The sequence below is a fragment of the uncultured Faecalibacterium sp. genome, assembly GCF_900066275.1.
GTDB classification, from domain to species: domain Bacteria; phylum Bacillota; class Clostridia; order Oscillospirales; family Ruminococcaceae; genus Faecalibacterium; species Faecalibacterium taiwanense.
Genome location: NZ_FMFG01000019.1, coordinates 1 through 9,760 on the forward strand (window position 1 = coordinate 1; position 9,760 = coordinate 9,760).

12 protein-coding genes and 1 pseudogene are annotated in these 9,760 nt (G+C 59.2%); 7 read left to right on the forward strand and 6 right to left on the reverse strand.

Annotated elements, in window-relative coordinates; genetic code table 11:
* From QZL71_RS07850 to QZL71_RS07860, 3 genes are all read right to left on the reverse strand, one after another.
* On the reverse strand, positions 1 to 175 hold a 175-nt coding region (locus tag QZL71_RS07850), incomplete at its 3' end, for an SMC-Scp complex subunit ScpB (protein WP_294648444.1).
* Entirely contained in the window at positions 172 to 894 is a 723-nt protein-coding gene (locus QZL71_RS07855; RefSeq protein WP_097774973.1) for a segregation and condensation protein A, read from the reverse strand. The genes QZL71_RS07850 and QZL71_RS07855, both read right to left, overlap by 4 nt.
* 2 nt (positions 895 to 896) lie before the next feature.
* Positions 897 to 1,571 (reverse strand): site-2 protease family protein, encoded by a 675-nt coding sequence (locus QZL71_RS07860; RefSeq protein WP_120079571.1) that lies wholly within the window; start codon positions 1,569 to 1,571, stop codon positions 897 to 899.
* A gap of 453 nt (positions 1,572 to 2,024) precedes the next feature.
* On the opposite strand from QZL71_RS07860, the gene rpmB reads away from it, so the two are divergent.
* The 5 genes from rpmB (at position 2,025) to QZL71_RS07885 (ending at position 6,461) form a co-directional block, all read left to right on the forward strand.
* Complete coding sequence (rpmB, locus tag QZL71_RS07865) at positions 2,025 to 2,213, forward strand: 50S ribosomal protein L28 (RefSeq protein ID WP_082210844.1); 189 nt, start codon at positions 2,025 to 2,027, stop codon at positions 2,211 to 2,213.
* A gap of 69 nt (positions 2,214 to 2,282) precedes the next feature.
* Positions 2,283 to 2,459, forward strand: a complete 177-nt coding sequence (locus QZL71_RS07870; protein ID WP_097777911.1) for a DUF4250 domain-containing protein — start codon at positions 2,283 to 2,285, stop codon at positions 2,457 to 2,459.
* Between the two features lie 100 nt (positions 2,460 to 2,559).
* Complete coding sequence (locus tag QZL71_RS07875; protein WP_005941285.1) at positions 2,560 to 3,315, forward strand: esterase family protein; 756 nt, start codon at positions 2,560 to 2,562, stop codon at positions 3,313 to 3,315.
* Between the two features lie 143 nt (positions 3,316 to 3,458).
* Positions 3,459 to 3,854 carry a metal-sensing transcriptional repressor gene (locus QZL71_RS07880; RefSeq protein ID WP_005941288.1) on the forward strand — a complete coding sequence of 132 codons (396 nt, stop codon included), beginning with the start codon at positions 3,459 to 3,461 and terminating at the stop codon, positions 3,852 to 3,854.
* Positions 3,855 to 3,896: 42 nt separating this feature from the next.
* The gene (locus QZL71_RS07885) at positions 3,897 to 6,461 is read left to right on the forward strand and encodes a heavy metal translocating P-type ATPase (protein ID WP_294648426.1); all 2,565 of its coding nucleotides are present in this window, start codon (positions 3,897 to 3,899) and stop codon (positions 6,459 to 6,461) included.
* Positions 6,462 to 6,555: 94 nt separating this feature from the next.
* Here QZL71_RS07885 and QZL71_RS07890 read toward each other — a convergent pair whose 3' ends face one another.
* Both QZL71_RS07890 and QZL71_RS07895 read right to left on the reverse strand, forming a co-directional pair.
* Positions 6,556 to 6,792 (reverse strand): type II toxin-antitoxin system RelE/ParE family toxin, encoded by a 237-nt coding sequence (locus QZL71_RS07890; protein WP_294648427.1) that lies wholly within the window; start codon positions 6,790 to 6,792, stop codon positions 6,556 to 6,558.
* The gene (locus QZL71_RS07895) at positions 6,789 to 7,055 is read right to left on the reverse strand and encodes an AbrB/MazE/SpoVT family DNA-binding domain-containing protein (protein ID WP_097774882.1); all 267 of its coding nucleotides are present in this window, start codon (positions 7,053 to 7,055) and stop codon (positions 6,789 to 6,791) included. Before QZL71_RS07895 ends, QZL71_RS07890 begins: the two co-directional genes overlap by 4 nt.
* A gap of 315 nt (positions 7,056 to 7,370) precedes the next feature.
* Between QZL71_RS07895 and QZL71_RS07900 the strand changes: the two genes are divergently transcribed.
* Positions 7,371 to 7,508 carry a hypothetical protein gene (locus QZL71_RS07900; protein ID WP_165853639.1) on the forward strand — a complete coding sequence of 46 codons (138 nt, stop codon included), beginning with the start codon at positions 7,371 to 7,373 and terminating at the stop codon, positions 7,506 to 7,508.
* Positions 7,509 to 7,802: 294 nt separating this feature from the next.
* Positions 7,803 to 9,161 carry an AAA family ATPase gene (locus QZL71_RS07905; RefSeq protein ID WP_294648428.1) on the forward strand — a complete coding sequence of 453 codons (1,359 nt, stop codon included), beginning with the start codon at positions 7,803 to 7,805 and terminating at the stop codon, positions 9,159 to 9,161.
* A 332-nt stretch (positions 9,162 to 9,493) separates the two neighbouring features.
* On the opposite strand, the pseudogene QZL71_RS07910 reads toward QZL71_RS07905, so the two are convergent.
* Positions 9,494 to 9,760: pseudogene (locus tag QZL71_RS07910) on the reverse strand (hypothetical protein); the annotation flags it as partial.

The following is a 9,760-nucleotide window of genomic DNA, read 5'->3' on the forward strand; positions in this document are numbered from 1 at the left end:
GCAGCAGGCACAGGCCGCTGTCCTCCCGGGCGTAGCGCTCCCGCAGGGCTTCCAGCGCGGCTTCCACGCTGAGCTGCGGCAGCTGCACCGCCTGGGCCAGCTTGTCGGCACCAATGGGGTCGCCGCTGGCAAACAGCATGGCTTCCACGGCTGCACGGATCTGTTTCTGGTTCATTCCTTCTCCTTATCATGTTGGATGCGGCCCCGCTGCATGGTCAGCCGGCCCTCGTCGTCCAGCTTTACACGGCCGCCGCGCACCAGCTCCAGCAAGGCCAGAAAGGTGGCCACGTTGGTGCTGCGGGTCTGCTGGCGGCTGAACAGCTGGCTCATTTTTGCCGCTGTGCCGCTGATCAGGTGCCGCAGAATGTACACCACCCGGCTCGTCACCGACACCATGGGCGCTGTGACCAGCGGCTCGAACTGCTGCTGGGTAGGCTCCCGGCGCAGCTTGGTGCGGCCGGAAAGAACGGCCCAGTAATCCGCCAGCACCTGCGGCGCATGGTGCAGGTCGTAGGTGTTATCGAACTCCATCTCCATGGGCGGACGCACAAAAACCGGCGCAGCTTCGGCCTTTTGGCGCAAAAGCGCAGCCATGCGGCGGCACTGGTCGTACTCGATCAGCTGGCCGGTGAACTCCTGCTTCATGCGCTCGCCCTCTTCGCTGCGGGGCAAAAGCAGATAGCTTTTCATCTCCACCAGCCGCGCGGCCATCTCGATGAAGGCGCTGGCGGCTTCCGGGTCCGGGTCGGCCCGCGCCACCGTGGCGGTGTACTGGTCGATCAGCTCCAGAATGGGGATGTTGTGCAGGTCCATCTTATGTTTGGCCACAAGCGCCAGCAATAATTCCAGCGGGCCGTCAAAATCTTCCAGATGGAAGGTCAATTCTTCTGCCACGCTCACACCACCGTCCCAAGGCCGGCATAGTAGATGGAATACGCGATCTTATCAATGTAGCCGGTGCCCTTGCCCAGCAGCTCCCACACGATGTTGTTCAGGTAGTACAGGGGGGTATCCAGTGCGCCGAACCACACTGCCGCCAGCAGGGCGATCATGATATAGCGCTCGTACTTCATCAGGCCAAAGTAGATGCGCCGGGGCAGCAGCACCAGCAGGATGCGGCTGCCGTCCAGCGGCGGCACCGGGATCAAGTTGAACACGGCAAGGCTCACGTTCATCAGCACAAGGTACTGCAGGAACATGGCAATGTAGATGGTGGCATCGTTCACCGGTGCCCAGTAGTACATGAGCTTCCACACCACCATGCCCACATAGGCAAGGAGGATGTTTGCCGCAGGGCCAGCCAGCGCGGTGAGGGCCATGCCCCACTTGGGGTTTTTGAAATTGCGGGGGTCGGTGGAGACGGGCTTTGCCCAGCCCACGCCCGCAAACACCATGCACAGCGTGCCCAGCAGGTCAAAGTGGGCAAAGGGGTTCATGGAGAGCCGCCCCTGCCGCTTTGCGGTGTCGTCGCCCAGCAGCCATGCCGCCAGCGCGTGGCCGCACTCGTGGAAGGGGATGGCCACCAGCGCCACCAGCGCGCGGATGAGATAATAGATGCCCTGAGAGGTCATTCGATATTCCTGCCTTTTTTCAGTATACCATATATAATACTATTTTTTGAGGTTTTAGACAAGGGGTGTCCAGACGATTTAAAATGATCTCCGCTTCGCTCTGATCATTTCAGCGGAATTTTATTTTTAATTCGTGATTTGTCTACGAGTTGCGGCACCCAGCATTCGTTTTGTGCCTTGAACGGCACTCACGTCTTGCTGGCCGCTGCCCCAACAGCTTCTCCCTGTTTCCGCCACTGGCGGCGGTCGTCGCCGTTGCAGCCTGCGGGCTGCTCCAAATCACATTTTCACACAAGGGGTCGTAACAAAAAACAGCATCTGAGTGCATCGGGGCAGTTTTCCAAAAAAACGCAAGATTTTTTGAAAAAAGGCTTGCATTTTGCCCGGTAATCTGCTACAATAGTCAAGCTGATTATTTTGATTCCTTACTTCACTGCAGGAGGTGCAAGTACCATGGCTAAATGTGAATGCTGCGGCAAGGGTGTTGCCTTTGGTATCAAGGTTTCTCACTCTCATCGTCGTTCCAACCGTACCTGGAAGCCGAATGTCCGTCGTGTCAAGGCGGTCGTTGAGGGTTCTCCCAAGTACGTCTACGCATGCTCCCGTTGCCTGCGCGCTGGCAAAGTTACCCGCGCTGTCTAATTTGGTGTATGTGGCCGGTCACTTTGTCGAGTGGCCGGCTTTTTTTGTTGCTGTAAGGAGGCAAAACACATGGCTCTGCCCAACGATCCCATCATGCTGCTGAGCGTGGTGAACCTGAAGCTGCGTGATTTTTACAAAAACCTCGATGCTCTGTGCGAAGATCTGGATGCCGACAAGGCAGATCTGTGCGCAAAGCTCAAAGCTGTGGGCTACGAGTACGATGCCCAGCGCAACCAGTTCGTGTGATATTTCCAGAGAAAGCTTTCTTTTGATTGCCAACGACCGGCACCGACGTGCAGCGACTACGCCCGGGCCGGTGAATATAGAAACAAGGAGTGCTTGATTTATGATCCAGGGTACCTATTACAAAGAGTGGAGCAGCGTGCTGAACCGCGAGATGGAGTTCAAGGTATACGGCAGCGCCGGTGTGCCGGTTCTGGCCCTGCCTGCCCGCGGCGGCCGCTTTTATGATTGGGAGAACAACGGCATGCCCGATGCCATTGCCCCGCTGCTGAACGAGGGCAAGGTGCAGCTGTTCTGCGCCGACAGCATTGACGGCGAGGCCGTACTGAACGGCGACATCCCGGTGCGCCGCCGCGCCGAGATGGAGGAAAAGTACTTCGTCTACCTTACCGCCGAGCTGGCTCCCCGGGTGCTGGCCCTGAACGGTGCCGCAAAGGATGCCAAGCTGTGGTGTGTGGGCATTGACCTTGGCGCTGTGCACGCCGTCAACTGCCGCCTGCGCCGTCCCAAGCTCTTTGCCGGTGCCATCGGCCTTTCCGGCATCTACGATCTGGCCCGCTTCTGGGGCAGTGAAGCCGACGATCTGGTGCTGCGCTGCTCTCCCCTGCAGTATCTGGCCGAGAACGGCATCGCCGACAAGCTGGCTCTGGCCAAGGCCGAGGAGAACAGCCTGATGCTCTGCGCCGGTCAGGGTGCCTACGAGGACGATGCCAAAGCCGACACGCAGGCGCTGGCCGATGTGCTGGCCGCACAGGGCCTGCCCGCCCACCTCGAGGTCTGGGGCGGCGATGTCTCCCACGAGTGGTACTGGTGGGGCAAGATGCTGGGCCTGTTTGTGCCGCGGATTCTGGAGAAGTAAAAGATATTTGATAGAGGGAAGGCATTTGCAGTGCCTTCCCTCTTTTTGTTTGTATTTTTCAATTCCCTACTTGATTTATCGGGTTTGCTGTGCTATACTCATGCTGTAAGACATATACCCCCTATGGGTAAAGGAGATATTTTATGGACAACGAGAAAAAGCCCTGCTGCTGTTGCGGCACGCCCGCCCAGCCCGAAGCTGCCACGGCTCCGGCCGTTGACGCATCCGCTGTGCCCACCGAAAGCGTCACCCCCTCCTGCTGCCGCCACAAGGACCGCACCCCGGAGGAGCACAAGGCCCTGCTGAACCGGCTCAGCCGCATCGAGGGGCAGGTGCGCGGCATCCGCGGCATGCTGGAAAAGGATGCCTACTGCGTGGACATCCTTGTGCAGGTGGCGGCGGCGAACTCGGCGCTGAACAGCTTTTCCAAAGAGCTGCTGGCACAGCACATCTCCACCTGCGTGGCGGACGACCTGCGCGCGGGCAGCGAGGCAAAGCTGGACGAGCTGGTGAATCTGCTGCCCAAGCTCATGAAATAAGAAGCCCTTTCCCGTGCATACTCAACGTAGGAGTGATATTTTATGGAACAATACAACGTTACCGGCATGAGCTGCGCAGCCTGCTCCGCCCGGGTGGAGAAGGCCGTGAGCAAGGTGCCCGGCGTTGCCAGCTGTTCGGTAAGCCTGCTGACCAACTCCATGGGCGTGGAGGGCACCGCCAGCTCTGCCGAGATCATCAAGGCCGTGCAGGATGCCGGTTACGGTGCCAGCCCCAAGCGTGCGGGCGCGGCGGCTGCCAGCTCTACCAGCGCCGACCTTGACGCGCTGGCCGACCACGAGACCCCCAAGCTCAAGCGGCGGTTCATTGCGTCGCTGGGCTTTCTGCTGGTGCTGATGTACTTCTCCATGGGCCACATGATGTGGGGCTGGCCCCTGCCCCGCTGGTTCGACGGCAACCACATCGCCATGGGCCTTGTGCAGCTGCTGCTGGCGGGCATCGTCATGGTCATCAACCAGAAGTTCTTCATCAACGGCTTCAAGGGGCTCCTCCACGGCTCGCCCAACATGGACACGCTGGTGGCCATGGGTTCCATGGCAAGCTTTGTGTGGAGCACCTACGCCCTGTTCGCCATGACCCGCGCGCAGGTGGACGGCAACAGCGAGCTGGTCATGCACTATATGATGGAGTTCTACTTTGAGTCCGCCGCCATGATCTTGACCCTCATCACGGTGGGCAAGATGCTGGAGGCCCGCTCCAAGGGCAAGACCACCGACGCGCTCAAGAGCCTGATGAAGCTTGCCCCCAAGACCGCCACCCTGCTGCGGGACGGTGCCGAAGTGACCGTGCCCATCGAGCAGGTGCAGAAGGGGGACATCTTTGTGGTGCGCCCGGGCGAGAACATCCCCGTGGACGGCATCGTGCTGGAAGGCACCAGCGCCGTGAACGAGAGCGCCCTGACCGGCGAGAGCATCCCCGTGGACAAGGCTGCGGGCGACAAGGTGAGCGCTGCCACCACCAACCAGTCCGGTTTCCTGCAGTGCCGGGCCACCCGCGTGGGCGAGGACACCACCCTTGCCCAGATCATCCGGATGGTCAGCGATGCCGCCGCCACCAAGGCTCCCATTGCAAAAATCGCCGATACGGTGTCCGGTTTCTTCGTGCCTGCGGTCATTACCATTGCGGTGCTCACCACCATCGTGTGGCTGCTGCTGGGCCGGGAGCTGGGCTATGCACTGGCCCGCGGCATCTCCGTGCTGGTCATCAGCTGCCCCTGTGCGCTGGGTCTGGCAACGCCGGTGGCCATCATGGTGGGCAACGGTCTGGGTGCAAAGAACGGCATCCTGTTCAAGACCGCCGCTTCGCTGGAAGCTGCAGGCCGCACCCAGATCGTGGCGCTGGACAAGACCGGCACCATCACCAGCGGTGAACCAAAAGTGACCGACATTCTGCCCGCCGAGGGCGTTTCCGAGGCGGAGCTGCTCACCCTTGCCGCCGCACTGGAGCGCAAGAGCGAGCACCCGCTGGCAAAGGCCGTGCTGGCCTGCACCGACGCGCAGAAGCTCACCGCCCCCGAGGTATCCGGCTTTGCCGCCCTGCCGGGCAACGGTCTGGCCGCAAAGCTGGACGGCGTGGAGATCTTTGGCGGCAATGCGTCCTTTATCGGCACCAAAGTCACCGTGCCCGCACAGCTGCAGGAAAAGGCCGCAGCCCTTTCCGCACAGGGCAAAACGCCCCTGTTCTTCGGCGGAGCAGGCCATCTGCTGGGCATCATCGCGGTGGCCGATACCATCAAGGAGGACAGCCCCCGCGCCATCCGGGAGCTGCAGGCCATGGGCATCCGCGTGGTGATGCTCACCGGTGACAACCAGCGCACTGCCGATGCCATTGGCAGGCAGGCCGGTGTGGACGAGGTGATCGCAGGCGTGCTGCCCGACGGCAAGGAAGCGGTCATCCGCCAGCTGCAGGCATCCGGCAAGGTGGCCATGGTGGGCGACGGCATCAACGATGCCCCGGCCCTGACCCGTGCCGACACCGGCATCGCCATCGGCGCAGGCACCGACGTTGCCATCGACGCGGCGGACGTGGTGCTGATGAACTCCAAGCTGTCGGACGTGCCTGCCGCCATCCGCCTGAGCCGCGCTGCCCTGCGCAACATCCACGAAAATCTGTTCTGGGCGTTCATCTACAACATCATCGGCATCCCGCTGGCCGCAGGCGTGTTCATCCCCTTCGGCCTGACGCTGAACCCCATGTTCGGTGCTGCTGCCATGAGCCTTTCCAGCTTCTGCGTGGTAAGCAACGCCCTGCGCCTGAACCTGTTCGACGTGCACAGCACAAAGCACGATCGTGCGGCAAAAAATGCTGCTTCCCTGCCCGCTGTCTCCGCACAGCCCGCAGCGGTTGCAAATAAAGAGAGTACCAAGGAGGACACTGCTATGAAAAAGACCCTGAAAGTGGAAGGCATGATGTGCGGCCACTGCGAAGCCCGCGTGAAGAAGGCTCTGGAAGCCCTGCCCGAGGTGGACGAGGCCGTGGTGAGCCACGAGGCCGGCACCGCCATCGTCACCCTGAACGCCGAGGTCGCCGACGACGTGCTGAAGAAGGCCGTTGAGGATCAGGACTACCCTGTGACCGGCATCCAGTAAACCGCCGCTGAATACTCCCCATCAAATGGAAAGGCCGCTGCATGTGAACCGTGCAGCGGCCTTTTTATCGTGTTTACAGGCTTTTAAAATTGATTCAGAATATCAGCAGAATGATCGTATCACCGTCGTACTGCCAGATGACCCGCACATCCATGTTTACGCTGAACTCGAACAAGTCTACCGTGCCTTGAATACGCTTTGTGCGCAGCGACGGATACAGCGGGTCCATTTCCAGAATTTCCAGCTTCTTTTTCAGCTGCGCCCGCTCCGCTGCGTTCAAACGCTTCAGGTTCTTTATGAACCGTTTGGTGTAGGTGATCTTGTAATTCATTCGTCCGCACCGTCCAGCGCTTCAAACAGTGCGTCCACAGTGTCGAACACCGGCTGCTCCCCTGCCGCAATTTTGGCCTTTGCTTCGTTGATCTCGCTGCGCAGCTCGTCCAGATACTTTTTGGGGTAAACGGCTACCGGCATCAGCTCGATCACGCCATCCTTCTCCACGATCTCCAGCTTGTCGCCCTCCCGCAGGCCCATCTTCATTACAATATCCTTTGGAATGGTGATCTGGGATTTTGTCCTCAATTCCGTCAGCATCCTTCATTCTCCTTTGTGCGATTTTCTTACTTTCTCACTTTTATTATACTCTGCTTTTTTCAAAAAGCAACCATGCACCATAAAATTTTACAAAGCGTCGTTTCTGTGGGTTCTTATTGTATTTCGTCAAAAAGTATGTTAAACTAAAAATGCCACCCCAAAGGGTGGCGTTAAGGTGCTATCTGCAAGCGCAGGTGGTCATGCTTCCTGCCCTGTATCGCTGCTCTTTCTACATGGAATGAAGCAGAGGTTCCGGGAGGAAACTTTTTTGGAAGTACCCTGCCCGGAGCCTTGAAGGCGAAGGGAGGGATATCAATGAGCCTGATGGAGCTTTTCACTCTGCTCACGGTCATTCTCATGCTGTTGAGTCTGATCCTTGATGCAGTTCGCCTGACCGTTGAGGTCTTGGAGAAGTTTTCTCAGCGCAAATGTGATGACAACAAAAAAGATTGACTGCCACAGCCTTCCAACTCCGTGCAGTCAATCTTGATTGTAAAGGTAGGAAGCTGACCATTGCGGACAGCACCTTTTCTATTTGTAGTATAGTTATTTTTTGCCGTTTTGTCAAGAGAAGGTGCCCGCCTTCTCTTTTTCTTTCCCCATTTTCCTGTGCATTTTCACCCCGGAAGCTGTGGCTTTTTGCGCAAAAACTATTTGTTGACACGTTGTTTTTTCAGAGTTATACTTATTGCAACAACATTTGGTTTTGCTTCCAGTTATAAACCACAGCGAAAGGAGAAATGTATTTTGGGAGTATCCATTCAGGACCGCACAGACTTTCTGAACATGCTGGATGCCTGCAGGACCGAGCAGCAGCTGTTCAGCCGCCTGACCTTTGCGGTAATGTTCCACCAGACCGACCCGGATGCACGGGAAGATCTGCTGGACGACGTGCGCGGCGCAGCCTGCAACATGCAGCTGCCCGCCGTCAATTACAAGATCGATCAATGGCTCAACACCTGCAAGCAGGCGTGGCAGGCCGACCCCGCAGCCTTTATGGCAGCCGTGAACGCGGACGCAAAGCAGCGCAAGCTTGCGCTGGAGGGCAGCGCGGCGCAGCCCGGTCTGCTGGCCGATGTGCCCATGCAGAGCGTGGCGTGGCTGGTGCCGCAGCTGCTGCCGCTGGGCGAAGTGTCGCTGCTGGGTGCCGACGGCGGCACCGGCAAGGGCATCTGGCAGGCACAGCTCATTGCCTATGTGACGGCGGGCAAGACCTCCGGCTTTTTTCCGCTGCCGCCGCAGCAGACCGGCAAGGTGCTGCTGCTTGCGGGCGAGGACGACCCCGGCAAGGTGCTCAAGGCCCGTCTGCTGGCGGCCGGGGCCGACATGAACCGGGTGCTGGTGCTGACCGCCGACGACTACTTTGGCAAGACCGGCCAGCCCCTTACCCTCAAGGATCAGGCACTGGCGGATTTTGCCGCCAAGGCCGGGCCGCTGCTGCTCATCGTGGACCCGCTGCAGAGCTTTCTGCCCGCCGATGTGGAGATGGCAAGCCGCAACCAGATGCGCGGTGCCCTGCTGCCGCTGCGCGCCATTGCCGCAAAGCAGGGCTGCGCGGTGCTCATCGTGATGCACTCCAACAAAAAGCAGGGCGTTTCCGGCCGCGCACGTCTGGCCGACAGCTCGGATATCTGGGACATGGCCCGCAGCGTGCTGATGATGGGCCGCGCCAAGAACGACGGCAAAATTTATCTCAGCCACGAGAAAAACAGCTACGCCCGCCCCCAGCAGACGGTGCTGCTGCACATCGACGATGTGGAGGTGGAGGGCGTAAAGACTGCACGGGCCGTGTTTGACGGCTACACCGACAAGAAGGATGCCGACTTCATTGAGGAGCGGCGGGTGCGCACGGCGGAGACCCGGCAGGACACCCGCAGCGCCATCCTGAACGTTCTGTCCGAGAGCCGCCTTGGGTCGATGCCCAGCAACGAGCTGCGCGCCGCCGTCCTGCGGGAGGTCGGGTGCAGTGACAGTACATACAACCGTGTGTACAGTGACCTCACGAAGTCCAGCCAAATCGCAAAGCAAGCGATACGTGGAAAAGATGGCAGGAATCGCTGGTATACCTGCTACTGTGGAGAAACATCTGACAAAGTTCCATTTTAAATACTGATCTACGTTATAAATTTGATGTTTGTCAGCTTGACAAAGTTCGGATATTTGACAAAGTTGGAACTTTCTCAGAACAATGGAACTTTCTCACCTTGACAAAGTTACTTTTCAATCGTTGTATCGTTTAAAAGTTTAAACTTGCTCAGATAACGCTCCTACAGTAGCACCTGATAAAGTTCCCGGAAACCGCAGGCTGCGTGCTGGCAGCTTTCTCCGCGAACAGCCCGGAACCCACGGTTCCGCCCCTGTGCTTACGCACGGGGCCCCACTTCCCGGACATTCGCTGGAGAAACTCCCAGCCCACAGCCCAGCACGCGGCCCGCACCTTAACTCCTCGCCAACTCCTCCACCGTGATGCAGCACACGGCAAAGGCCAGCAGGGCGCAGTCCAGCGGGACACGGCGCAGCACCACCACCCGTTCGGTCAGGGTGGTAAAGGTCTGCACGGCCTGCACCGGCACGGTGCTGCCCAGCCAGAACAGCGCCACCGAAAGCGGCAGATGCACCGCCCGCGCTGCCAGCAAAGGCCGCAGCGAGATCTCGGCCGGGCAGATGGTGCGCACCTGCAAAAGCACCGACACCCCCTGCACACT

Excerpts from the sequence above, each read along its gene's own strand:
- QZL71_RS07860 (WP_120079571.1), bottom strand. The coding sequence starts at position 1,571 with ATGACCTCTCAGGGCATCTATTATCTCATCCGCGCGCTGGTGGCGCTG.
- rpmB (WP_082210844.1), top strand. The coding sequence starts at position 2,025 with ATGGCTAAATGTGAATGCTGCGGCAAGGGTGTTGCCTTTGGTATCAAG.
- QZL71_RS07870 (WP_097777911.1), top strand. The coding sequence starts at position 2,283 with ATGGCTCTGCCCAACGATCCCATCATGCTGCTGAGCGTGGTGAACCTG.
- QZL71_RS07875 (WP_005941285.1), top strand. The coding sequence starts at position 2,560 with ATGATCCAGGGTACCTATTACAAAGAGTGGAGCAGCGTGCTGAACCGC.
- QZL71_RS07880 (WP_005941288.1), top strand. The coding sequence starts at position 3,459 with ATGGACAACGAGAAAAAGCCCTGCTGCTGTTGCGGCACGCCCGCCCAG.
- QZL71_RS07885 (WP_294648426.1), top strand. The coding sequence starts at position 3,897 with ATGGAACAATACAACGTTACCGGCATGAGCTGCGCAGCCTGCTCCGCC.
- QZL71_RS07890 (WP_294648427.1), bottom strand. The coding sequence starts at position 6,792 with ATGAATTACAAGATCACCTACACCAAACGGTTCATAAAGAACCTGAAG.
- QZL71_RS07895 (WP_097774882.1), bottom strand. The coding sequence starts at position 7,055 with ATGCTGACGGAATTGAGGACAAAATCCCAGATCACCATTCCAAAGGAT.
- QZL71_RS07900 (WP_165853639.1), top strand. The coding sequence starts at position 7,371 with ATGAGCCTGATGGAGCTTTTCACTCTGCTCACGGTCATTCTCATGCTG.